Origin of the sequence: Streptomyces hiroshimensis (genome assembly GCF_014650335.1) — a bacterium.
Lineage (GTDB): Bacteria > Actinomycetota > Actinomycetes > Streptomycetales > Streptomycetaceae > Streptomyces > Streptomyces hiroshimensis.
On sequence record NZ_BMUT01000013.1, the window covers coordinates 106,121 to 130,288 of the forward strand.

17 protein-coding genes are annotated in these 24,168 nt (G+C 71.4%); 8 read left to right on the forward strand and 9 right to left on the reverse strand.

Annotation, left to right across the window (positions count from 1 at the left end; genetic code table 11):
• Positions 1-313 precede the first annotated feature (313 nt).
• From IE241_RS26980 to IE241_RS26990, 3 genes are read left to right on the forward strand one after another with little or no spacing between them, the layout of a single operon-like run.
• On the forward strand, positions 314-6,436 hold the full coding sequence (locus tag IE241_RS26980) for a type I polyketide synthase (RefSeq protein ID WP_229899868.1): 6,123 nt from the start codon (positions 314-316) through the stop codon (positions 6,434-6,436).
• Positions 6,433-8,766, forward strand: a complete 2,334-nt coding sequence (locus tag IE241_RS26985) for a hotdog family protein (RefSeq protein ID WP_190024442.1) — start codon at positions 6,433-6,435, stop codon at positions 8,764-8,766. The genes IE241_RS26980 and IE241_RS26985 overlap by 4 nt, the downstream gene beginning before the upstream one ends.
• Positions 8,763-10,355, forward strand: coding sequence for a PfaD family polyunsaturated fatty acid/polyketide biosynthesis protein (locus tag IE241_RS26990; protein WP_190024443.1), 1,593 nt, complete (start codon positions 8,763-8,765; stop codon positions 10,353-10,355). Before IE241_RS26985 ends, IE241_RS26990 begins: the two co-directional genes overlap by 4 nt.
• Positions 10,356-10,481: 126 nt before the next feature.
• Here IE241_RS26990 and IE241_RS26995 read toward each other — a convergent pair whose 3' ends face one another.
• The gene (locus IE241_RS26995; RefSeq protein WP_190024444.1) at positions 10,482-11,420 is read right to left on the reverse strand and encodes an oxidoreductase; all 939 of its coding nucleotides are present in this window, start codon (positions 11,418-11,420) and stop codon (positions 10,482-10,484) included.
• 104 nt (positions 11,421-11,524) lie between these two features.
• Between IE241_RS26995 and IE241_RS27000 the strand changes: the two genes are divergently transcribed.
• Both IE241_RS27000 and IE241_RS34360 read left to right on the forward strand, forming a co-directional pair.
• A complete protein-coding gene (locus IE241_RS27000; RefSeq protein WP_190024511.1) occupies positions 11,525-12,106 on the forward strand; it encodes an acyl-CoA-like ligand-binding transcription factor in 582 nt (193 codons plus the stop codon).
• Between the two features lie 146 nt (positions 12,107-12,252).
• Positions 12,253-13,176, forward strand: coding sequence for a CAP domain-containing protein (locus IE241_RS34360; RefSeq protein WP_229899870.1), 924 nt, complete (start codon positions 12,253-12,255; stop codon positions 13,174-13,176).
• Positions 13,177-13,301: 125 nt separating this feature from the next.
• Here the strand turns inward: IE241_RS34360 and IE241_RS27010 are convergent, their stop codons facing one another.
• From IE241_RS27010 to IE241_RS27020, 3 genes are read right to left on the reverse strand one after another with little or no spacing between them, the layout of a single operon-like run.
• Positions 13,302-13,901 (reverse strand): 2'-5' RNA ligase family protein, encoded by a 600-nt coding sequence (locus tag IE241_RS27010; RefSeq protein WP_229899872.1) that lies wholly within the window; start codon positions 13,899-13,901, stop codon positions 13,302-13,304.
• A gap of 10 nt (positions 13,902-13,911) precedes the next feature.
• Complete coding sequence (locus IE241_RS27015) at positions 13,912-14,529, reverse strand: pyridoxamine 5'-phosphate oxidase family protein (protein ID WP_190024445.1); 618 nt, start codon at positions 14,527-14,529, stop codon at positions 13,912-13,914.
• Positions 14,530-14,567: 38 nt separating this feature from the next.
• A complete protein-coding gene (locus tag IE241_RS27020) occupies positions 14,568-15,659 on the reverse strand; it encodes a globin domain-containing protein (protein ID WP_229899874.1) in 1,092 nt (363 codons plus the stop codon).
• A 664-nt stretch (positions 15,660-16,323) separates the two neighbouring features.
• Here IE241_RS27020 and IE241_RS27025 point away from each other — a divergent pair.
• Positions 16,324-16,689: a DUF488 domain-containing protein gene (locus IE241_RS27025; protein ID WP_190024446.1), complete on the forward strand. Its 366-nt coding sequence runs from the start codon at positions 16,324-16,326 to the stop codon at positions 16,687-16,689.
• 135 nt (positions 16,690-16,824) lie between these two features.
• Here the strand turns inward: IE241_RS27025 and IE241_RS27030 are convergent, their stop codons facing one another.
• Entirely contained in the window at positions 16,825-17,682 is an 858-nt protein-coding gene (locus IE241_RS27030; RefSeq protein ID WP_190024447.1) for a geranyl diphosphate 2-C-methyltransferase, read from the reverse strand.
• 40 nt (positions 17,683-17,722) lie between these two features.
• Positions 17,723-18,970, reverse strand: coding sequence for a family 2 encapsulin nanocompartment cargo protein terpene cyclase (locus tag IE241_RS27035; RefSeq protein ID WP_229899876.1), 1,248 nt, complete (start codon positions 18,968-18,970; stop codon positions 17,723-17,725).
• Positions 18,971-18,996: 26 nt separating this feature from the next.
• Here IE241_RS27035 and IE241_RS35030 point away from each other — a divergent pair, with 26 nt between their 5' ends.
• The gene (locus IE241_RS35030) at positions 18,997-19,704 is read left to right on the forward strand and encodes a S10 family serine carboxypeptidase-like protein (protein ID WP_373300772.1); all 708 of its coding nucleotides are present in this window, start codon (positions 18,997-18,999) and stop codon (positions 19,702-19,704) included.
• Between the two features lie 62 nt (positions 19,705-19,766).
• Here the strand turns inward: IE241_RS35030 and IE241_RS27045 are convergent, their stop codons facing one another.
• A complete protein-coding gene (locus tag IE241_RS27045; RefSeq protein WP_190024449.1) occupies positions 19,767-20,693 on the reverse strand; it encodes a methyltransferase domain-containing protein in 927 nt (308 codons plus the stop codon).
• Positions 20,694-21,012: 319 nt separating this feature from the next.
• The gene (locus IE241_RS27050) at positions 21,013-21,588 is read right to left on the reverse strand and encodes a hypothetical protein (protein WP_190024450.1); all 576 of its coding nucleotides are present in this window, start codon (positions 21,586-21,588) and stop codon (positions 21,013-21,015) included.
• 172 nt (positions 21,589-21,760) lie between these two features.
• Between IE241_RS27050 and IE241_RS27055 the strand changes: the two genes are divergently transcribed.
• Positions 21,761-23,104 carry a cytochrome P450 gene (locus tag IE241_RS27055; protein ID WP_190024451.1) on the forward strand — a complete coding sequence of 448 codons (1,344 nt, stop codon included), beginning with the start codon at positions 21,761-21,763 and terminating at the stop codon, positions 23,102-23,104.
• Between the two features lie 66 nt (positions 23,105-23,170).
• On the opposite strand, the gene IE241_RS27060 is transcribed toward IE241_RS27055, so the two are convergent.
• Positions 23,171-24,109 (reverse strand): amidohydrolase family protein, encoded by a 939-nt coding sequence (locus IE241_RS27060; protein ID WP_190024452.1) that lies wholly within the window; start codon positions 24,107-24,109, stop codon positions 23,171-23,173.
• Between the last annotated feature and the right edge of the window lie 59 nt (positions 24,110-24,168).

Here is a 24,168-nt window from a genome sequence, read left to right on the forward strand (position 1 = left end):
CTGCGGCGGCTTCGCAGCCGGCCACGGGGAACGCTAGGCAGGGCGTATTTCCTGTCGCCTCCTCGAACGTGAAGGCGATGTTTCCGCTTCTCGGGGCAACGGGTGCCGCGTGTGTCCTCCGTTCAGCGGAGGTGTCCCCTGTTCAGGTGAGCTGCCCCGAATGTCTGCGGTGTTCGGTATCCGGTTGCGCGGGTGGTCGTTTGCTCTGACAGGTGGGGTGCCGCCCCCTTCCCCGTGGTGAGCAGTGGCGGTCAGCGGACGGCTGCTTCATGCCGTACGCGGCGGAACAAGGCGGAACAAGAACGAGGTGTCCGTGCCAACGAATGATGATGACGCCGATCACCGGCTCGCCCACGCCCCCGTCGCGATCGTGGGGCTCGCGGGAATGTTCCCCGGGGCGGAGGATCTCGGCGAGTTCTGGGACAACGTCGTGGCGGGCCGGGACTGCATCACCGACGTCCCGCCCGCCTGGTGGAGCACCGAGGACCACTACGACCCGGATCTGTTCGCACCCGACAAGACCTACGCCCGCCGTGGCGGATTCCTGTCACCGGCCGTGTTCGACCCCCGCGAGTTCGGGATGCCGCCGAACACCGTCGACTCCACGGGTCTGGTGCAGCTGCTGAGCCTGATGGTGGCCAAGGAAGTGCTGCGGGACGCGGGGTGCGAGGGGGCCCGGTGGTACGACCCGGCGCGGACCGGGGTGGTGCTCGGGGTGTGCGGCACCAACTCCACCCTCATCCCCCTCGCCGCCCGCCTGCTGGCCCCCGCGATCACCGATGCCGCGCGCCGGCACGGGGTCCCGGATGCACAGGCGCGTCAGCTCGCCCGTACGTATCTCGACACGCTGCCGCCGTGGACGGAGGACTCCTTCCCCGGCATCCTCGGCAACGTCGTCTCCGGCCGGGTCGCCAACCGCTTCGACCTCGGCGCGGCCAATCACACCGTGGACGCGGCCTGCGCCAGCTCGCTGACCGCCGTACGGGCCGCCGTCGACGAGCTCGTCAACCACCGGGCGGACCTGATGATCACGGGAGGGTGCGACGCGGACAACTCCGTGGTGTCCTTCATGTGCTTCAGCAAGACCCCTGCGCTGTCGCTCACCGGCCGGGTACGCCCATTCGACGCCGAAGCCGACGGCACTCTGGTCGGTGAGGGCATCGGCATGCTGGCGCTCAAACGACTCACCGACGCCGAGCGGGACGGCAACCGCATCTACGCGGTCGTCCGCGGCCTCGGCAGTTCGAGTGACGGCCGCGCCAAGAGCATCTACGCCCCGTGCGGCCAGGGGCAGCTGACGGCTCTGCGGCGCGCTTACCACGACGCCGACTGCGCACCCCGGTCCGTCGAGCTGATCGAGGCGCACGGCACCGGGACCCCGGCCGGTGACGAAGTGGAGCTGACGGCCCTCGCCGAGCTGATGGCCACCCCTGACGACAGCCGCTACGTCGCCGTGGGCAGCGTCAAATCACAGATCGGGCACACCAAGGCGGCGGCCGGTGCCGCCGGGCTGATCAAGGCCGCGCTGGCCCTGCACCACAAGCTGCTGCCGCCCACCATCAATGTCGCCGCTCCCAGCGCCCCGGCCGCCCGCGAGGACGGCGCCCTCTACGTCAACACCACCACCCGGCCCTGGGTCCTGGACCCGGCCCGGCCGGTGCGCCGGGCCGGCGTCTCCGCGTTCGGCTTCGGCGGGGTGAACTACCACGCCGTGCTCGAGGAACACCGCCCCCTGCAGGGCCGGCCGGAGCGACGGGTCCTGCACCGCACCCCCCGCGCCCGCCTGTGGCACGCCCCCACCCCACGGGAACTGCTCGTCCTGCTGGAGAACGGCGGGGCACCCGACGACGGGCCGGTCCCGGCCGGCCACGCCCGCGTGGGGTACGTCGCGAAGGGCGAGGAGCACCACACCAAGCTGCTCACCGTCACGATCGACCAGCTGCGCAACAACCTGGGGCGCGACGAGTGGCACCACGCACGGGGCGTCCACTACCGCCGCACCGCCCTGCCGCCCGGTGCCAAGGCCGGCGCGCTGTTCGCCGGGCAGGGAAGCCAGTACGTGGACATGGGCCTGCGGGCCTTGCTCGACGTGCCGCCCGTGCGCGCGGCCTTCGACGCGGCGGGCGCCCTCTTCCCGCCCGGCGACACTCTGGCGCGCACGGTCTTCCCACCGCCCGGCGCCCGGGACGAACAGCGCGCCGAGGAGCGTCTGCGGCGCACCGCGTACGCCCAGCCGGCCATCGCCGCGCTGGCCATGGGGCAGTACCGCTTCCTGACCGAGCTGGGTTTCGCCCCGCACGCGGTACTCGGCCACAGCTTCGGCGAGCTGACCGCGCTGTGGGCCGCCGGAACCCTGGACGACGACGCGTTCCTGGCACTCGCGCGGGCCAGAGGCGAGGCCATGCAGTCCCCGCCGCCCGGCAGCACCGACCCCGGGGCCATGGCCGCGCTGCGCGTACCGGACGACAGACTGCGGCAGCTGCTGGCCGACCGCCCCGAGCTGGTGGTGTGCGCCCGCAACGCACCGGACGAACAGGTGGTGGGCGGCCCGACCCCGGCCGTCGAGGACTTCGTACGGTGGTGCGCCGAGCAGACGGTACCCGTGCAGCGGCTGCCGGTCGCCGCGGCCTTCCACACCGCGTTCGTCGAGCACGCCCTCGCCCCCTTCGCCGCGGCCTGCGCCGCCGTGGACTTCGCCGCGCCTGCTCTGCCCGTCTACGCCAACACCGCGGGCGCGACGTACGGACCCGGCCCGGAGGCCGATCGCCGCACGCTCGTGGAACAGCTGCGCCGTCCGGTGGAGTTCGCGGCGCGGCTGGAGGAGATGTACGCAGACGGCGTCCGCGTCTTCGTCGAGTTCGGGCCCGGCCGCACCCTCACGGGGCTGGTGGAGCGCACCCTGGGCGAACGCGGCGCGCAAGCCGTCCCCTGCGACCTCGCCGGCGCCGACAGCTCGGTGGTCCTCAAGCAAGCAGCACTGAGGCTCGCCGTACTGGGACTGCCGCTGACGGACATCAACCGCTACGACGCCCCGGAGCGACCTCAACGCCCCACGGCCTCGAACGTCGCCCGCCTGCTGGAGGGCCCCAACTTCGCCATGGAGACCGGCCGGCGCGCACAAGAGGCCGAGCCCCCGCGCCTCCCGGAACAGCAGCAGGCATCACCGCAGCCATCCGTACCGGCCGGGACGGACCCGCTGTCCCGGGCCGCCGCCGAGCACCTCACCGCCCATGTCCGGTATCTGAACGACCAGTTGGACACCGCAGAGCAGCTCACCGGTCTGCTGTCGGCAGGCACCGTCGACGGACGGGTGGACGAGTCGCTCTCCGCCGCCGTCCACGCCATCACCGAACACAGCATCGCCCTCGGGGAGGCGCACACCCGCGCGGGCGAGGTCGTCACCCGGTTGATGAGCCTGTCCCCCGACGGCCGGCAGACGTGGCCCTCCACAGACTCGCGGGCCCGGGACGGGGCAGCGGGCCGGCCGCCCGAGACAGCCGCTCCCCCGGGCCCGGGCAACCCGCTCGTGCCCCGCCCCGCGGGCGAGCCCCCGCTGTTCCCCCGCCCGGCGGCCTCCGGCAGCGCACGGCCCCCGGCCCCCCGTACCTCCGCTCTCGCGGACCTCATGGCCGACCCGGAGGGGGCCGGGCGCCCGGCACAGCCGGCGGCGGACGACTCGGAGGTGGATCTTGCGGAGATGGAGCGGGTCTTCCGCCAAGTGGTCGCCGAGAAGACCGGCTACGACGCCGACATGATCGAGCCGGACCTCTACATCCAGGAGGACCTCGGTATCGACTCGCTCAAACAGGTCGAGATCGCCGCGGAGTTCTGGCGCCGCTATCCCGTGATCACCCGGGACGAACTCTTCCGCTTCACCGAGGCGCGCACCGTCGGCGAACTCACCGAGATGCTCCGCCAGACCCTCACCGGCGCGCGCCCCGAACTCCGGCGGGCCGACGTCATGCCGCTCGACCGGGCCCTCGTGACGCTGCGCGAGCTGCCCGCCGTCGACATCCGCACCGACGCCTACGCCGACCGGCCGTGCGCCCTGCTGCTGGACGACGGCGGCGAGCTGTGCACGGCGGTGGCCCGAGCCCTGCGGACCGGCGGCTGGCGCACGTGCCGTCTGACGCTCCCCGGCGCCGACGGCGCCGACGGCGAGACCTGGGCGCTCGCGGACTGGACCGAGGCGGCACTGGCCGACCGGCTCGCCGATGTCCTGGCGGCCACCTCGCGGATCGACCTGTGCGCCCTGCCGGTCGACCGCAGCGCCGGTACGACGGCGGATCAGCTCGTCGCCCGGCTGCAACACGCCGTCCTGGTGGCCAAGCACGCCTTCCCCGTGCTGGAGGAGACCGCCCGCGGCGGCTCGCGCGCCGCGTTCGTCACCGCCACCCGGCTCGACGGCGTCCTGGGCTACGCAGGGTCCGGCCAGGATCCGGTGGCGGCCTTCGCCGGTGGTCTCGGCGGCCTGGTCAAGACGCTCGCCCTGGAGTCCGCACCCCTGTTCTGCCGGGCCCTGGACCTCGCCCCGGACCTGCCCGCCCAGAGGGCCGGAGAGATCTTCGCCGCGGAGATCGCGGACTCCGCAACCGACGTCCGCGAGGTGGGAGTGGACGCCGCACGCCGCCGCACACCCGTACTGTCCACGGCCCCGGACCCGCTGCTGCCGCACCCGCCGCAGACGGCGGAGCTCTCCCCCGACGACGTGCTGCTGGTCACCGGCGGCGCCTCCGGCATCACTGCCTGGTGCGTCGAAGCCCTCGCCGCCGAGCACCGCTGCTCCTACCTGCTGCTCGGCCGGACACCTCTCACCGCGGAACCGGAGTGGGCCGCGGGCCTGGACGGACCCGAAGCGCTCCGCGACGCCCTCGCGGAGCGGCTGCGCGCCGCCGGTGACGACAACGACGGCGCCGACGAGCCGCAGAACCGATCCCACACCGACCGGCAGGTCCAGGAGATCCTGGCCGGTCGCAGGATCCGCTCCACCCTCGACGCTCTACGGGCCCGAGGAGTCGAAGCCCACTACCTGGCTGCGGACGTACGCGATGCCGACGCGCTGGCGCAGGCGCTGGCTCCGCACGCCTCACGCATCACCGGTGTCATCCACGCCGCCGGATCCCTCGGCGACTCGCCCCTGGCGGACAAGACGCCCGGCTCCATCGCCCGGGTGATCGGCACCAAACTCTCCGGCCTGCACCACGTGCTCACCGCCCTGGACGTCTCCCGGCTGCGCCACCTCGTGGTCTTCTCCTCCGTCTCGGGCATCTGGGGCAACGTCCGGCAGTCGGACTACGCCCTGGCCAACGAGGCCGTCAACCGCTATGCCTGCGCCTTCAAGGCAGCCCACCCCACCTGCAGGGTCGCCTCCATCGCCTGGGGCCCGTGGGCAGGCGGCATGGCCGCCCCCGTACAGGAGATCTTCCGCCAACAGGGCGTTCCCGTGCTGGCGCGCGACGCGGGCTGCGCCTACTTCCTCGACCAGATGCGCCCCGGACGCAGCGCGGACGAAGTCGTCGTCATCGGGCCCGTCGCTCCGCTCTTCCGCCGGTCCGACAGCCTGCCCGGCAAGGGGCTGACGGCACTGCGCGACCTGGCCGGACTGGAAGGCGAACCGGTACTGACCGACCACCGCTGGGCGGGCGCACCACTGCTGCCCATGACGGCCGCCGTCGGATGGGGCCTGCACGTCGTGGAGAGCGCCCGGGCAGGAGCCCGGCCCGTGGTGGAGTGCCGGGGATTCCGCATCAGCCGGGGCCTGTACTTCGACGGCTCCCAGCCGAAACAGGCCGTGGTCCGCGTGGTGCCGGACCCCCAGGCGGCGCAGACCGATGCCCGGGTGACCGTACACACACTCGACGACGAACACGAAGCGAGGGTGCGCTACGAAGGTGATTTCCGGTGCGCCGACCGTGCCCCCGCCGCACCGCGCCTGGAACTGCCGCCCTACGTGATCTCGGACAAGCCGCATCCCGCCTACGCCGAAGGATTCCTCTTCCACGGACCCACGTTGCAAGGACTGCGCAACGTCCTGGCCGAGGAGGACGGCAGGCTCGTCCTGGCCGCTCGGCTGCCTGACCCCCTCCTCGCCCACGGCGCATACGCCGGCTGCCTCTACAGCCCCGGCACGGCCGATCTGCTGCTCCAGGCCGCCGCTCTGCTGGGGCGTCACCGCCATGAGGACAGCTGCGCACCGGTCAGCGTCGAACGCGTGGAGCTGTTCGCACCGCTCCCGGACGACGCGCCGTTCGCCGTCGTCGCCGAACTGGAGTCGGCGACCGCGCTCGACGTGCGCTGCACGGTCACTGCCTGTTCCCCGGACGGACTCGTCCGTCAGCGGTGGTCCGGGCTGACCCTGGTCGGGCTCAGCAAAGAACAGATGGTGGAACGGATGACTGCACCTAGCCGCCGGGCGCCGACAGGGGAGACGGCATGACCGGACCGGGAACGACGGACGAGCTCGGTTTCGACGGCGTCCCTCTCGCCGAACTGTGGGGCGGGGCCTCGGCACTTCCGCCGGGCGGCAGCGGCAGCACGGTCGCACCGGCGGGCAGGCCTGTGCCGTCGGAGCGGCCCGCGTCGGCGGACAGCGCCTCGCCGGCGGACCCGGCCCGGCGCATCGCACGGCAAGTACAGCGCGCCCACGCCACGGTACTCGAAGCACACCGGGCCATCAGCCGTCGCCAGGCCCACCTTGCCGGGCCCGGCACGCCCACGGGACCGCCCCCGCGTGGCCATCACGCGTGGGCACGGCTGGGCGGCGCGGCCGCGGTGCTGCGGGCCGGGGCGGCCCGCTTGCCGTACGCCGCCGAGCCGGGCACCTACGAGGTGACCTGGCAGGGGCAGGTACCGTTCGAACCCACCGAGCTCCATGCCCACCTCGCCGGATCCGGCGCCGCCGAGCCCCGCTGCCTGGTCCACGACGGCGATCGGCGGCTCATCGTCTCGATCGTGCGCAGCACTGCGGACCTGCAGGAGGAGGAACCGGCGCAACGCCCTGTGCCCGCCGTTCCCCCGGAGTTCCGGCCCCTCGCCCGTACCGCTGTGCACCGGCTGTCCGCGTCCGGGCTCGACGCGCTCGCCGCCGGGGACATCACCGGTGTCCTCGGCGACGCCTTCGACCAGGACGGCGTGGAGCCGGAGTCCTTGCCCGAGCGATGGCCCGCCCGCCTGCTGGAGGAGATCTCCGTCATCGAGCCCCGCGGCGGCCCGTACGGCCAAGGACTGCTCGTCGCAACCGCCCGTCCGGCCACGGCCGGCGCCGGGACCGCGGGTGACCCCGAACCGGTGTGGCCGTGGTTGGTCGCGGCGGCCACCGAGGCACTGCGGGTGTACGTCTTCCACCAGGGCATGCACCTGTGCCTGCCCGGGGCACGAGTGGTCCCCTCATCCGATAGCCCCATGAGGGTCGAAGTCCTCGACCCTGCGGCGACATTCACGAGCGCACTGCGCTTCACCGTCGAGGTGACCGGACTCGGTCTGGCGCCCCGCCCGTACGCCACCGCCGACTGCCGCGTCACCGCGGCCGGGCGGACGGTGGCCCGGCTGCGGGCACTCGGAGTGACCGTGCGGGAGCGGCCGGGCTCCGACGTCACGCCCCATCCCGAGCGGCTCAGCTGCCGCAAGTCGGCGTCGGGCGGCCCGGTGGTCCTCGACGAACGGCACATCGCGCAGGTGGCCGACGGCGACCCGGTGGAGGTGTTCGCCTCCTTCGGTGCGCAGCCGACCGCGACCCGGACCCGGCCCCGGCTGCCCCGCACCGACCTGAGGATGGTGGACCGCTGCACGCACACCGAGACCGGCCCGCCACCGCAGCGGCTCGGCAGCAGGCTGACCGCCGAGTACGACGTCCCGGCCGACCCCTGGTACTGCCGCGAGAGCGGCGGCCCCGGGGTCCCGGCGTTCGCCCTGATGGAGATGGCACTCCAGACCTTGGGACTGCTCGGCGGTCTGTCCGGCATGACGTGGGAGTACCCCGACCGCGACTTCGTGTGCCGCAATCTCGAGGGCCGGGCCATGCTGATCCACGAGACCGACCTGCGCGCGATGACGGTGGTTCAGGATGCCGTCCTGCGCTCGTCCGTGCCCCTCCCGGGAGCGGTGATGCAGCGCTCCGGTTTCGAGCTGAGCACCGGCGGCGAGGCGTTCTGTGTCGGTGAGGCGACGCACGGCTATTTCACGGCCGAGGTGCTGGCGAGGCAACAGGGCCTGGACGGTGGCAGGTATGTCGCGCCGTGGCTGGAGCGCCGGCCCGAGAGCCCGGCCGGGGCGGTCCGGCTGGATCTGCGTGACGACAGCCGCACGGGCAGCGGCCGGCTGGCCCTGCTCGAAGAGGTGGTCGTGGTGCCCGGCGGCGGTGACCACGGCGCGGGGTACGTGTGGTGCGGCAAACCGGTGCGCGACGATGACTGGTTCTTCGACCAGCACTTCCCCCACGACCCGGTGCTGCCCGGATCGGTCGGGGTGCAGATGCTCTTCCAGGCCGTACAGGCATGCGTCCTGCGCACCGGACTCGCCGATCATCTGTGCAGCCCGTGGTTCGCCCTCGCGGTCGGCGAGGAACTGCGGTGGTCCTACCGGGGCCAGATCCTGCGCCACCACGGGCGGGTGCGCGGCGAGGCACACATCCGCGAGGTGCGGCAGGAGCGCGACCGGCTGCTCGTCCGTGCGGACGGCAGCGTATGGCGCGACGACCTGCGGGTCTATCAGGTGGACAACATCGCTCTGGCCGTCCGGCCGGGGGCGGGGCGGGAGGCCGGGCGATGACCGTGCACCACGACGCGGACGGCGTCTACGCGGTCCTCTCCGCGCTCGACCTGCCGTGCTACGTCGTCGCCGTCGGAGGGCGCGTGGGGGTCACCCACGACCGCCCCGCGCCGGGCTCCCCCACCGCCCTGCTCGCCGCGGCCGGCCCCCAGCCGCCCCACCGCCTCGGCTCGGCCGCCTTCGCGCGCCACCACGGCGTGCGCTCCGCCTACATGGCGGGCGCCATGGCCGGCGGCATCGCCGGCGAGGACCTCGTCGTCGCGATGTCCCGCGCCGGTCATCTCGCCTCCTTCGGCGCCGCCGGCCTGCCCGCGTCCCGTCTGCGGGAGGCGCTCGGGAGTCTGGAGGAACGGCTCGGTGACGCGCCGTACGCCTGCAACCTGATCCACAGCCCCATGGCGCCGGAGGCCGAACGGACCTGCGTGGACCTCTGTCTGCGCCACCGCGTGCGCTGCGTGGAGGCGTCCGCCTTCGTCCAGCTCACCCCGGCCCTGGTGCGCTACCGCCTCACGGGACTGCGCCCCGCACCCGGCGGCGGCATCCGAGCCGGGCACCGGGTGATCGCCAAGATCTCCCGCTCCGAGACCGCGGAGCTGTTCCTGCGTCCCGCACCCGAAGCACTCGTCACCGAGCTGCTGGCCCGCGGCGAGATCACGGTCGAACAGGCCTCTCTCGCCCGCGCGGTGCCGATGGCCGACGACATCACCGTGGAAGCCGATTCAGGGGGCCACACCGACCGCCGGCCGCTGACCGTCCTCCTCCCGGCCATCGCGCGGCTGCGCGACCGGCTCGGCCTGCCCCACCCCGGTGGTGACCCGGTGCGTCTCGGCGCGGCCGGCGGCATCGGCACACCCCGCGCCGTGGCCGCCGCTCTCGCCCTCGGCGCGGACTACGTCGTCACCGGCTCGGTCAACCAGGGCACCGTCGAGGCCGCGACCTCGCCGGCCGTCAAGCGCCTGCTGGCCGAAGCGGGCCCGGCGGACTGCGTCATGGCGCCGGCCGCCGACATGTTCGAGCAGGGTGTCACCGTGCAGGTCCTCGGCCGTGGCACGCTCTTCCCGGGCCGCGCCGGACGGCTGTACCGCCTGTACCGCGACCACCCCGCACTGGACGCGCTGCCCGACGCCGAACAGCGGCGCCTGGAGCGGACCTTCGGGATGCCCCTGGACCGGGTGTGGCAGGAGACCGCCGACTACCTGAAGGACCGTCACCCCACTCAGCTCGCCCGGGCGGAGCAGGACCCCAAGCACCGGATGGCCCTGATCTTCCGCTGGTACCTGGCCATGGCCTCACGATGGGCGACCACAGGGGCGGACGACCGCGCCGAGGACTGGCAGATCTGGTGCGGCCCGGCGATGGGCGCGTTCAACGACTGGACCGCGGGCAGCGCACTGGCCGCCCCCGAACACCGTCACGCCACCGCCATCGCCGAACACCTCCTGCGCGGCGCCGCCTACCACCGCCGGCTGGACCAACTGCGCGCCGCGGGCGTACGGATCCCCGGCAGCTGCGCGGAGTACCGCCTGCCCGCCCCGCCGGTACCGCGGCAGGCCGGAGCACGTGACACCGCGGCGCGTACCCATCGCTGACCCCCGCGCCGTCGGGCCTGCGGTGGTCGCCCTGCAGCACAGCGCACCGGCCCGGCCGGGCACCCCTTGTGCCTGACCAGAGGCTCAGGTCAAGAAGCGCCCCGCTCAAGCCGTTCCGAGAGCCGGTCAGGCACAGGCGGGAATCACAAACCGTACGCCGGTGAGCCGTTCCGACAGCTCCCACAGGCGCCGGCCGGTCGCACCGTCGGCTGCGGCAGGAGCGAGCTCCACCCGCGTGGGGCCGCCGCGCAGTTCGGCCATGCCGTCCGGCCCGATGAACTGGCCGCTCTCCGCATTCGGGTCCGTCGCGGCGTACAGCTGCGGCAGTGCGCCGTCGGCCGGAGCCTGGGCGAGCAGTGGATTTCCGATCGTGCCGAATACGACCCGCCACAGGCCGATCGGCGCGCTCGTCTGCAGATTGGTGGCGGTGTAGCCGGGGTGGGCGAGCACACTGCGCACAGGGCTGCCGGCCCGGGTCAGCCGCAGGTGGAGTTCTCGCCCGAAGACGGCGTTGGCGAACTTCGACTGGTTGTAGAAGCCCATGGGCGAGTAGCTGCGCTCGCCCATCAGGTCATCGAAGCGGATCTTCGCCTTCCGGTGGTTGACCGAGCTCACCGTGACCACGCGGGGGTCGTGCCCCGCGGTGAGCAGGTCGAGCAGCAGTCCGGTGAGCGCGAAGTGGCCGAGGTGGTTGCACGCGAATTGCAGTTCGTGACCCTGCGCGCTCAGTGAGCGCGGCGGCGCCATCACACCGGCGTTGTTGATGAGCACGTCCAGCCGCCGGTGGTCGGCGTGCAGACCGTCGGCGAATGCCCTGACCGAATCGAGATCGGCCAGGTCGAGGTGGCGCACTTCGAGACGGGCGCCCGGCTGTTCGGCGGTGATATCGGCGACCGCCCGGCGGCCCTTTTCCTCGTCACGTACCGCAAGGATCACATGTGCACCCCGGCGGGCGAGCGCCCGGGTGGTCGCCAGGCCGAGGCCGCTGTTGGCTCCGGTGACGACGAACACCCGCCCCGTCTGGTCCGCTATCTGATCGGCAGTCCATCGCTGCTGCTTCGTCATGCGACATACATTGCCGCTCGTGTCACTGAGTGTCAAGATGTCACTAGGTGCCATTCGAGGCATGGCGTTACCATCGTTCGGTGAGTTCCCGCCCTGAAGTGACCATGGCCATGCGCAAACGTCAGCTCGTCTCGAACGAGCTGACCGAAGCAGCGCTGCAACTACTGGCGTTGAAGGGGTTCGACGCGGTCACCATCGACGAGATCGCGACGACCGCCGGCGTCTCCAAGCGGACGTTCTTCCGCTACTTCGCCTCCAAGGAGGACGTGGTCGTCCAGTTCCTGGCCGACATGGGCGCCGACATGCGCGCGGAGCTGGCGGCCCGCTCCGCCGAGGAGCGCCCGTCCGCGGCGCTGCAGTGCGCCGTCGGGGTGCCCATCGCCACCTGCGCCGACCACTCCGACAGGGCGCTGCGAGTGGTGCAGCTGATCCTGCGCACTCCCGCCCTGCACGCGCGCTTCCTGGAACGTCAGGCACAGTGGCGCGACGACCTGGCGGCGGAACTGGCGCAGCGCCTGGGGCTCGACCCCGACTCCGACCTGTATCCACGGCTGGCCGCCGGGATGGCGCTCAACGCCTTCGACGCCGTGCTGCACCGGTGGAGCGGCAGCGACGGGGCCGAGGACCCCGCCGAACTGATCGACCGCGCCTTCGCGGTCATCGCCCCGGCGCTGGACACGGTCTGACGCCGGAAGCCGGGGCGCAGGCCGCGCGGGCAGCGAGTCGGCGGATCGGCGGACGTCGTTCACGAATTTTTGTTATCCGGGCCCGGCCGCGGCGTCTCCTGAGTGTTGGACCAGCACTCAGTGACCCCGCACCGGAAGTGATCCACGTGAATCGTGAACCCGAGACTCCGACGTTCGACCCGGCATCCGACGGCACCCGGCGCCCGCGCCGCCACCGTGGCCGGCGCCCCCGGCGGGCGATGGTCATAGGCGGGACGGTGGGTCTGATAGCCGTCGTGGGCGGCGGGTACGGCGTGGCCCAGTCGCTGTCGGGCGGCGGGGAGACCCGCTCGGGCGCCGCGGCGGCGTCCGAGCCGACCGCGGACCGGACCACCGAGCCGTCGAAGGACCACCTCACCGCAGCGGCGGCCGCCTCGTCGGCTCCCACCGCGCACAGCGCGTCCCCCAGCGCGAGCGCGTCGAAGGCCGCAGGCAAGGACCGGGACCAGGAGAAGAAGAAGGACCAGACCGGGACCGAGGCCAAGACCGAGGCCGGGGCCGGGGACGAGCCGGACGCCCGGACGCCCGCCAAGGCCAAGGAGACGTCCTCGACGGGCAGCGCGAGCGGCAACGGCTCCGGCGGCAGCGCCCGTAAGCCCGCGGCCGGCGGCGGTGGCGGTGGCGGCGCCCAGGCCGGCGGCGCGAACGGCAAGCACGTGCAGCAGGTCGTCGACATGGTCAACGCGGAGCGTGCGAAGGCCGGCTGCTCACCCCTCACCATCAACGCGAAGCTGCAGGCGGCGGCCCAGGGCCACTCCGACGACATGGCCGCCCGCGACTACTACGCCCACACCAGCCCGGAGGGCAAGAGCCCCGGCGATCGGATGACCGCCGCCGGGTACCGCTGGAGCACATACGGCGAGAACATCTTCAAGAGCCCCAAGGACGCCCGTACGGCGATGGACGGCTGGATGAAGAGCTCCGGTCACCGCGCCAACATCCTCAACTGCTCCTTCAAGGAGATCGGCGTGGGCATCAACTTCGCCTCGAACGGCCCGTGGTGGACGCAGAACTTCGGCGCGTCCTCCTGACCCGCTCGTGACCTGCTCCTGATCCGCTCCTGACCGTGTAGGCCGACGGCGACGCCGGGCGGCGCCGTCGGCCTACGCGGCATCGACGCCCCCGGCGCGCCAGGCCGCCGCCGGGCACGCTCGCCTCAGCGCTCCGGCAGCCGGCGGACCCGGCCCGTGCCCAGCGTGATCACGGCCCGCGGCCGCATGGGCTCCTCGCCGCGCCGGGAGAGCAGGACCACCTCCTCGACCACGGCCGACAGTGCGCCGAGCCGGCCGGCGCACTCGGCCGCCAGACCCCGCGGGTCCTGGGTACGGCCCAGAGACAGGTGCGGGGTGAAGCGCCCGCCGCGCTCACGGCAGAGCGGGAACCGCGACCCCAGCTCCCGGCGGAGACGGGCCCACGGTGCCGGGCCCGCCGCGGCCGGATCGAGCCACACCGTCGCATAGTGCCGATGCCGGAAGTACCGCACTCCGGACAGACGCGCCGTGAACGCCACGCTCTCCGCCGCCCCGGCGGACAGCAGCGGCACCGCCCGCGCGAAATCCTCCTCCGGTACGAAGCCGAACAGCAGATTCACATGCGGCGGCCACCGCCGCACCTGGGGATCGTGCTCCCAGCGGATGTCCTGAATCGCCGGCCAGAGCTCCTGCGGCGGCAGCCACGCCACCGCAGTCCGCGCCGTCGGCGCCACCTGGAGCACGCCCGGCGACCCGGCCCCGTCCACATCCCGGTTCCCGTCCACACTCCCATGTTCACGGAAGGTTCGGCCAGGATGTCGCACGGGGCTTGGTGAAATACTCCGCGTCCTTGGGACGGGCTGCGTCGCGGCCGGCGGGACGGGGGGCCGGCACCAGATGGGGTATGTATTTGGAGCAGTGGATGTAGGCCTCCTCGACCGCGAGATGGACCCACATTTCCGGGCTGCGCCCGGGTGCGACGTCAGTGGGCAGTCCGGGATGGATACGGCGTAGGTCGCTGTCGTGGTAGAGGTGGGCCACTCCGTTGACGTGCAGCCCCACGCGATGGTGGGTGAAATCCACGAAGAGCATGCCGAGGTGAGGGTTCTCGACCATGTTGCCGGCGCTGGCCATCACACCGTTCCCGCGGAATTCCGGGTAGACGAGCGTATAGGCGTCGATCACGTGGACGAACCCCGGCGGCCCGGCCCGAAAGCTGGCATCGCACTCGCCGTGGGAGTCGGCGGTGGACAGAAAGACCATTGCCTGGCGGCCGATGAAGTCCCGCATCTCGGGTGTGAGATGGCGACGCACCTGTTGGTCGTAGAACCGGGCAGCACGGTCCGCGGTACCGAGGTGCTGCTGCAGCCGGTGTTCACCCGCTGATCCCAAAGGCGGCGGAGGCGAAGTCACGAAGGGTTCTCCTGGCAAGGCGGATAGGGGCGTACGACTCAGGGAGTGGACAGGACCGGAGTCTCGAACGGGTCGTGATGGATACGGTCGGGCCGGGTGCCGCTGAGGGTGAGCATGTGCCTGGCCGAGGCGACCATCTGAGCCGGGCCGCTGAGAAAGATGTCGTGCTGGTACCACGGCCCGTACTCGGCCAGTACGTCCGGCAGGGATCCACGGATTCCGGGAATGTACTCGTCGGAGACTGCGCCCCTGATCGTCAGCCAGTGGTTCCGTTGGGCCATCCGGAGCATGTCGTCGACGCCGTACAGCTCGGCACTGGTCCGGGCCCCGAGGAAAAGGTCCACTTGATGGCGTCCCCCTCGGCGGGCGACCTCTTCGATGAGTGCGCGGATCGGGGCGAGACCGGTGCCCCCGGCCACGAAGAGCAGTTCGCTGTAGGGGTCGGCCGCATCCAGGACCATGTCGCCCATCGGGGGCCCCAGCCGGAGTACGTCGCCCACCACCGCTCGGTGCACCAGTGCATTGCTGACCGAGCCGCCGTCCACTGCGCGCACGTGAAAGGTGAGTGTGCCGTCCTCACGAGGTGCGTTGGCGACGGAATAGTAACGCCACCGCTTCGGCCACCAAGGAGTCTCGATGCTCGCATATTGGCCGGCAGCGTACTCATAGGGAATATGGGGGCGTACGGTGATTTCGGCGATTCCGTTTCCGCGCGAGACGCGGTGCACGACGGTGGCGGGCCACACGGCGGGCCGTACCGCCTCGTCCTGCTCGGCCGCGCTGATCATGACTTGGGCGACGGTCCCGTACGCCTTCGTCCAGGCGGCGGCGATGTCCAGGGTCCATGCGGGGCCGGCGTACCGGGCCAGAGAGGCGAGGAGGCACTCGCCTACGGCCGGGAAATGCGCGGCGAGGGTGCCGAACTTACGGTGATCGCGGCCGAGGTTTCCGCAGAAGCGGACGAGATGCTCGGGGTCGTCGACCAGATCCACGATGCGCAGCAGTGCCCGCAGAAGGCGATCGCGCTGGGTGTCCATCCCTTCCGGGAACATCGGACGGACTTCGGGGTAGCGAGCGAAAAGGATTGCGTAGAAGTAGACCGTTATCTCCCCCGCAAGGGGTTCGACCACCGCGAGGGAGGTCCTTATGAGGTCTATCTCGTGATCCGACAGAGGTGCTTCGGCGGTCTCCGGCTCTCCGGTATGTACGGCTTGTGCGGCCTGTGCGTCCCGTGGGTCCTGTAGACCCTGTGAACCCTGTGCGTCATACGCGGCATGGAGGGTTACCGGATCCTCCGGAGACGGGCGGACGGATGTGCTGTTCGGGCGACCGATCCGGAATCTCAACGCGCCAGCGCTCCCCCATTCGCTGGGCGATATGACTTCCGCCGGGTATACCGCGAGGTGATACGGCCCAAAGCTCCTCGCCTTCGAGGCACACAGAGGGCGGAACCTTCACCGGATCTCCATCCAGCGGGAGCGGCATGGAAGTCGAATGGGGCCAACATGAGTCCTCATAAGAGTGCAGAGCGGAAGAAGCGGACGGGGTGCTTCCGGATGTCACACGATCCTCAATGAGGTTCACTGCATGAGGAAGGGACGCTTCCACTAGAACTCGGAGTCAGTTCTTGTCGAGTTGCCCCGGCCGAACTCGACCGGAGTAATGACTTGGGGGCATATGTCGATCCGCTGCTACCGCCCCGGCTGCGGCTTTGGAGCACGGGCGGCGGACTTCAGGGCGGGGGTGTGAGACGCCCCGGGTGCGCTCCGCACGGCCGGGCCGGACGATGGGCTCATGGGGCAGTCACGGCAGGTGCGGGTGGGCAGGGTCTACGACCCGCCCGAGGAGGCGGACGGGAGCCGCGTACTCGTGGACCGCATCTGGCCACGTGGCCTGAGAAAGGACGCTGCCGCACTCGACGAGTGGTGCAAGGACGTCGCACCGTCCACCGAGCTGCGCACGTGGTACGGACACGATCCTGCCCTCTTCGAGGAGTTCGAGCGCCGCTACCGCGCGGAACTGCGCGACGCATCCCGCGCGACGGCCCTCCGGCACCTTGAGGAACTGGCCCGGCAGGGCCCCCTCACCCTTCTCACGGCGACCAGGGACCGCGATATCAGCGCGGCGACGGTCCTCCGGAAGGTGCTGACGCGGACCTGAGACGGACCTGAGGGGGGAGCCTAGGCAGACCTGAGGCAGGGCCGAGGCGGGCCTGGCCAAGGCCGGGACCGGCAGGAGGGGGCCAGGCGTCGGTCCCCGACGGCGATGCGCCGGGGACCGAAAAGCGCTACGCGATCAGACCCGGTCGGCCGCGATGAGCAGGTACTGGAAGCTGCCGTCCTTGTACGCGGTCAGGAAGGCCTTCTCGATGCCCGTGGCCAGCGGTGACTGGGCGCGCAGCTCCCAGTACGGGATGGTGGCCTCGGTCAGGTCCACCACGGCGGCGGGGACGAGACGGTTCCTCGCCATCTCCTTGAAGTAGCTGCTCCGCGGGTGGATGTCACAGATGTAGTGGGCGTTGATCTCGCTGACGGCGCGGGACGGCAGCCCGTAGGCGTCGTTGTAGCAGCCGGTGATGGTCACGTACCGGCCGCCGTGGCTCAGCATCCGGGCGTACTCGGGGAACAGCTGGGACAGGTCGACGTACATGGTGCTTTCGTTGTTCCAGATGGCCCGGAAACGGCCCGTCTCGAAGCCGGTGTCCAGCATGTTCTTGAGATGGAAGCGCACCTTGTCGGCCACGCCGCGCTTCTCGGCCTGCTCATTGGCGAAGGCCACCTGGGTCTCGGAGATGGAGATTCCGTCGACGTGGCAGCCGAACCTCTGGTTGGCGACGAGGCTGCTGCCTCCGCGGCCCGACCCGGAGTCCAGCAGGTGATCGTCGGGGCCGATGGGCCCCAGATGGCTCAGCAGCAGATCCGCCTGCGCGCACTCCAGGCGGTGCAGTTCGGCGGTGATCCGCTCGTCGCGGGTCTCCTCCGGCCCTTCCAGGACCGACCAGTCGGCGTCACCGATTCCGTAGTGGTGGTGGTAGATGCCGTCCACTTCACCGAGGCGGAGGTTCACCGGGTTCTTCTCGCGGTTCCAGTAATCGGCGACGGACCGCTGGTAGGCGCTGGCGAGAACCGAGGCGGGGGTCTCCTGAATGGTCACCGTGTCTTCTCTTTCCGATAGCTGATGAACTGATATGGATTCACTGGGTCGATGCGCCGTGGTACCGGGGGCTGGTCGCGTGCCACTCCTTGCTGCCGCCCATCCAGGCCCACAGCCCGGCCAGGTAGCGCCGCAGTTCGGGGGAGCCGGCGGCACTCAGGACGGCGCACTCGGCTTCCACCGTGTGCATGAGCTCGTCGTGGATGCACGCCGCGCGGTCGACGGCCTCCTGGAGCGAGCAGTTGTCCTCGACGGCGAGGAGATTGGGAAGGTTGGTGTCGGTGGGATCTTCCTTGGTCATCGAGTACAGGTCGTTGAGCAGCACGTTGGCCGTACCGGCGTACAGGTAGGTGCGGCGTACGCGCGCGTCGGCGAACTCCGCGGCCGGCAGTTCGTAGCCGCCGACGGGGTCGACCAGGACCATGCAGGGATAGAAGGCGTTCTCGTAGCGGTGCAGCATGTACTCCCAGACGGCGGGGGTCCGCCCGGAACTGCGCCACTCCGCTTCCTGGTTGTAACCCACGAACATCACGGCCAGTTCGTGACGCAGCCGTGCCACCTGGGTGGGGCTCGCGATCCGCGCCAGGTGATCGAGGCACGAGCGGAACGCGCGCAGTACCGGCTCCTTCCGGACGACGTTCTCGAACTCCGCCAGGTAGCGGGCCGGGAGGCGGACCGGGTCGACCACGGCATGGGCCAGGGCGAGACGTGAACCGATCAGCTCCGGTGTGGTGTCCTCCCCCTCGTCGACCCAGTGGTCGTCGACGGCCCACTCGGCGAGGCCGCAACGGGCCGCGGTGAGGATGCGTTCGGGGTCGTCGGTGTCGGGGTGGGCGAGCATGAACAGCCGCCCGAAGTCATGGGACCGCAGCCGCTCGAGACGGCCCTGGAAGATGCCGATCTCCTCGGCCCACTCGACCAGTCGGTTGTTCACCTCTTCGCCGAGGGCCGGGTCGTCCCGCTCGGCATCCGGGCAGTAGAGCGGCGGCACACGGACGGAAGACCCCTCGGAGCGCTCCTCCGAGCCGCCGTCCGAGCGCTTGTCCGAGCCGCCGTCCGCGGGCCGGTCGGGAGCGGTTTCGGCCTCGGCAACGGCCGTGCGGAACAGGCGGGCCGCCGACGTACCCAGCCCCGTCGGCCCGGCGAGGAGGCCGTGCGCCGCCTCCGCCACGGCCGGCGCCGTATCGCCGACCGCGAGTCGGTGCGGACGGAGGACACTGCGCGCTCCCGCTTTGAGCAGAGAGGCGCCGTCAAGCTGGGGCATCCGGGAGGTCCCTTCGCTACGCATGCGGGCATCGTGAACGGTGGTCCGCGATGTCGGAGTTCTCCGGGTGTGGCGCCCCGCCCGACCGTGCGCGGCCGCGACCGCTCCCATCGCCACCATCGGTCACCGTTCCGCCACCCCGACCAGGCCATGAGCAGGATGACGGGCCGGCCGGCACCTGCACAGCAAAAGCGGCACACATTCATCCGTATGTAGCTGTGTATGTTTATCCGGTCGCCTCATGGCGCAGATACGGCAGAAGGGGCTCGCGCGACGCGCCCCCAAGAAGGCCCGCTCCGACGCCGGGCACGTGCACATCGACAGCACGGAGCATCCGGGAACAGTCCATCGGCGACGATGCCGCCGGGACGATATCGGTGAACTCCGACACCTGGAACCAGGAGGCGCACGTCATCTTCTGGGACCAGCCCCTCGGCACCGGCTACAGCTACTCCGACGTCGGGGACTACGTCCAGGACGAGAAGTCCCGCGGCCCGATGTTCCGGGAGGGCCTGCAGAAGTTCTTCAGCGCGCACCCGGAGTATGCGCGATGCCCGCTGTACGTCTGCGGTCGCCACGACCCTCGCCTACGGAGGGAACTTCGACCTCTACGATGTGCGGCGCTGGGCCGATCTGTCCATGGGGGCGCTGCGCACCTACCTGGACAGCGAGGACGTGAAGGCGTCGCTGCACGTTCCCGCGGACGTCACCTGGAATTGCGCCGGACAACGACGGCCCGGTGGCCGAATGGCTGGTGAAGGACAATAGCCGCTCAAACAGCGCAACGGCGGCGCCGGCCTGCGCAAGGCGTGAACGCAGCTCACCTCGCTTGATCCCGGGCGGCACGGGCCGCCTGGGCCGTCCGGGCCGGCGGCCTCCGGGTGATGTGCTGCCCTTCCCGGCCCGCCTCCACCCGGAGGTCTCTCCATTGCGCGGGGTCCAGCCCCCCGGGCCAGCCCAGGTCTGCATGAGGGCGTGGTACGCGCTGACCGCGGACCCGCATGAACTCCACCGGTGCCACGGCGCAGCCCGATGCGTTGCCGTGGCCGTCGGCGACGAGACGTACCAGCAGGTCGTAGCCGAACGGGCTGTCCAGCGGCGCGACCAGGATGCCGCCCGGTCTGAGCTGCTGCAGCCACGCGAGGGGAATCTCCCGTACCGAGGCGGTGGACACGATGCGGTCGTACAGCCGGCCGTCGGCATGGCCTTGTTCGCCGTCACCCGTGATGACCTGCGCACTCATGCCGACGGCCCGCAGGCGGCCCCGGGCACGGGCGGCGAGGCGGGCGTCGATCTCCACCGTCACCACGCCGCCGGCTCCGGCGCGGTGGGCCAGGAGCGCCGTGGTGTATCCGGTGCCGGTGCCGATCTCGAGGATGCGCTCGCCAGGCTCGGGAGCGAGGTGGCGCAGCAGCTCGATCACGACGCCGGGTGAGGAGATGCTGGAGGTGAATGCGCCGTCTGCGGGGCCGCTGGGGGGAACGGTTCCGTCGTCGATCTGCGTGATGAGCGCGGCGCCGGGCAGGTATACCGCCTTGAGCCAGGCGCGCGGTTTCTCGTTCCTGTCGATCAGGGGGTAGCGGCCGTCGTCCGCACGGGAGGGCCACCACACCCGGTCCGGCACGAAAGCCTCCCGGGGAACCTCCAGGAAGGCTCGGCGGAGCCAGGAGCGGCCCGCGAACCCCCGCGGTGTCCGGCTCATGTCCCGGGCGCAGCGGGCGCGCAGGCTCTCGGCGGTGATCACCATCGCGTGGTCGCGCGCTAGTCGTCGATGCCGGCGTCGGTGTCGTCCGGCTCCGGCATCGGATTGCCCGGATCGCCAGGGCTGGAGTAGGGCCCGCCGACCTGTCCGTCTCCCGACTGCCGGTCTCCGCCATTCATCGCAGGTCCTCCTACACGGCCGTTCCGTTGTTTCACCCCACACCATAGACAGCGACTCCCCCAGCGCGGAGCCGCTTTGGGGGTCACGTACTCAACCCGCCATAGGACGCGCGATTTGTCCGTCGACTCGCAGGCCCGGCTCTCGGCACACGACCTGTACGCGCCCCCGGCCGGGCTTACGGCTGTCAGCCGTCCTGGGGGAAGTCGCGGGCCTTGATCTTCGCCATCCGGCCGTCAGAGTGGTGGAAGACGACGCCCTCGCAGCCGTCGGAGGCACGGAAGGCCAGGACGTGCTCGCGGATCACGGCGAACGAACGCTCCGGAATGCGGCACTGCGCGGCGCCCCGGTGAGCGATCAGCTCATGCTGCTCCACCTGCTCCGGATTACCGTTCACCTTCGGACCGACCAACTCGTACGTACCCGGGGCAAGCGCTTCGGCGGCCTGCGCGGCCGAGTTCGCCAGCGCCTCCGCGTGGAACTTCACGAACGACGACTGCGCGACGGGCTCCCAGCCGACGGTCTTGCCCGTCACCTCGTCCGTCTCGACCGCCAGAAAACCGGGCGGAGGAGTCTTACGCGGCTTGACCTCACGCCGCGCCCACCACTCGCCGGCGGCGTCGAGCATCACGCACGTACCGTCGTACTTGCGAGTCGGTATCCCCTCACCCGCGATCACCCACTCACAGCCGGGCGTCACGTCGGCAAGGACGTAACGGCGGTCGTCGGGATCACGGACGAAGAGTGTAGGGATCTTCTGCATACGCCCATCCTCGCCCGTGACGCCGGCCTGCCGCCCGCTATTTTCCACGGGGGGAGAGAGCCGGGCTCGGCCGGACGCGTACCTGGTGACTGCCGTCCCCGTGCGGAGGAGACTTGCCGTTGCCCTGTGAATCGGGCAGTCGGCAAGGACGAGGAGGAGAGGAGGAGCTGCCGTGGACATCCCCGGTCCCGAGCCCCGGGCGGACGGTGGCGCCGGCGCCGTGGCGGCGGCCGGCGGTCTGCACAACTACCAGTTGCAGCTGCACGCCGCGTACGGGCCCGTCGTACGGTTCCAGCTTCCGGGGGCGAAGACGGCCGTGTCCGTCGCCGACCCCGTCCTGCTGGAGGCCACGGCTCACATCGACAAGCGGCCGGAGCGGCTGTTCGCGTTCCTGGCGCCGTTGTTCGAGACGGGCAACCTGCAGGTGATGCCGGCAGATGAGCACGCCCCGTGGCGGCGCCTGCTGCTGTCGGTGCTGGCCGGCCGCCCTTCCCACGAACGGCGCTTCGCACAGTTCACCGCGCTGGCGACAGCCCTCGCGGACCGCTGGGCCGAGCAAGCGGACGTCGGGCCGGTCGAGTTGCAGAAGGACCTCACCGCACTGTCCCTGCGGATGATCTGCGAGTACGCGCTGGGGGGCGAGATCGCCGACCCCGGCAGGGTCGTGGCCGCCTTCGAGGACGTGCTGACCGAGCACTTGGGGCAGCTCTACGATCTTCCCGCTCCCGGCGCACGGGAGGAACGTGCCGAGCGGGCTCGGGCAGCCCTCGCCTATCTGCGGGTGACGGTCGACCGAGTCGTCGCGGGACATCGCTCCGGTGACCGCGCCGACAGGAGCGACCTGATCGGGGCGCTCGTCAAGGCCGGTGAGTCCCCCGCACGGATCCGCGACACCGTCATGGTGATGATGCTGGCCGCCCACCACACGACCGGGGTGGCGGTCTCGTGGACCCTGCACCTGCTGGGCCGGCATCCTGACGCCGCCGAACGCGTCGCCGGCGAGCTGGATCGCGTCCTCGGTGACCGTGCGGCGCCCGAGTACGCCGACCTGCGGCGGCTTGCGCACCTGGACATGGTCCTCAAGGAGTCGATGCGGCTCTTCCCGCCCGGCCCGTACGGCGCGCGGGAGGCGACCGAGACCCTCTTCCTGGGCGGGCCGGGCGGGCTGGGCGAGTACGAAATCCCGGCCGGCACGACGGTCTTCTATCCGATCCGGGCCGTCCACATGAACCCCGCCTACTGGCCCGAGCCCGAGAAGTTCGTGCCCGAGCGGTTCAGTCCGGAGGAGACGGCCGAGCGGCCACGGCTGGCCTACATCCCCTTCGGTGTCGGCCCCCGCAGCTGCGAGGGCTCCGCCCTGGCCATGGTCGAGGCCGAGCTGGTGCTGGCCGTCCTGCTCAAGCGCTTCCGGTTCCGGCCCGTACCGGGGCACGAGGTGACTCCGATCGAGCGGTTCGTGCTCTGGGCGGCCGACGACATCCGCATGACCGTGAGCCCGCGGGTCCGGAGTGAGTGACAGCCGGGGGGGGGAGGGGATCGAGGCCGTCTTCACTGCCGAGCGGGTCTGCCGACACGTCCGGGGTCAGCCCCGGGCGAGCCGGGGAAGGAGGGCTTCGGCGTTGCCGCGGTTGACGGCGTGCAGTTGCCCGGGGTCCCAGTGCGGATGGCCGTCCAGCGCCGCGTCGAAGCCGGTGCCCCACTCCTCCGGGACCATGGGGAAGTCGCTGCCGTACAGCACGTGCCCGGGCGCCGCGAAGGCCAGCAGCGAGGGCAGCGTGGCCGGGCCGGCCGCGAAGGCGGTGTCGAAGTAGAAGCGCCGCAGGTCGGCCAGGACGTCCTCGGGGGTGGTGCCGGGACGCAGCCGTCCGGCGCAGGCGAACCGGTGGGCTGCGTACGGCAGGAATCCGCCGGCGTGCGGCAGGATCATCCTGATCCGCGGGTACCGGCGCGGAACCCCGTTGACGACCAGGTGCAGGGCGGTGCGGGTGGTGTCGTAGGGGAAGTCCACGAGCGGGCCGGGCAGATCGGGGAGCATGGTGCCCGGCGGTGCGGTGGGGTGGATCAGGACGATCGCGGCGCGCGCGTCGAGCTCGGCCCAGAGCGGCTCGAACACCGGGTCGCCGAGATAGCGGCCGTGCAGGTTGGAGAGCACCATCACCCCGTCGGCATGCAGCTCGTCCAGGGCGTGCGCGGCCTCGGCGAGCGCGCCGTCCACGTCGGGCAGGGGAAGGACTGCGAAGTGCCCGAACCGGTCGGGCCGGTCCTTGACCAGTTCCGCGGTGTAGTCGTTGACTCGCCGGGCCGTGGCGCGGGCCCCCGCCGGGTCGTCCGGCGGCCCGACCGGCGCGGCGTACGACAGTACGCCGGTGGCGATCGACCGGCGGTCCATCATCGCGATCGCACTCCGTACGTCCCAGGCCGGCGCGGGCCAGCCGAAGGCGGCAGCGCGGCCGGAGATCGCGCGGCTCTGCTCCGGCGGGATCAGATGCTGGTGCACGTCGATTCGTGCGGAATCCGTCATGCCTCTTCCGAACCTCCTCGAATCCCCTGTTTTCCGGGTCCCCGATTCGAGGAGGAGTT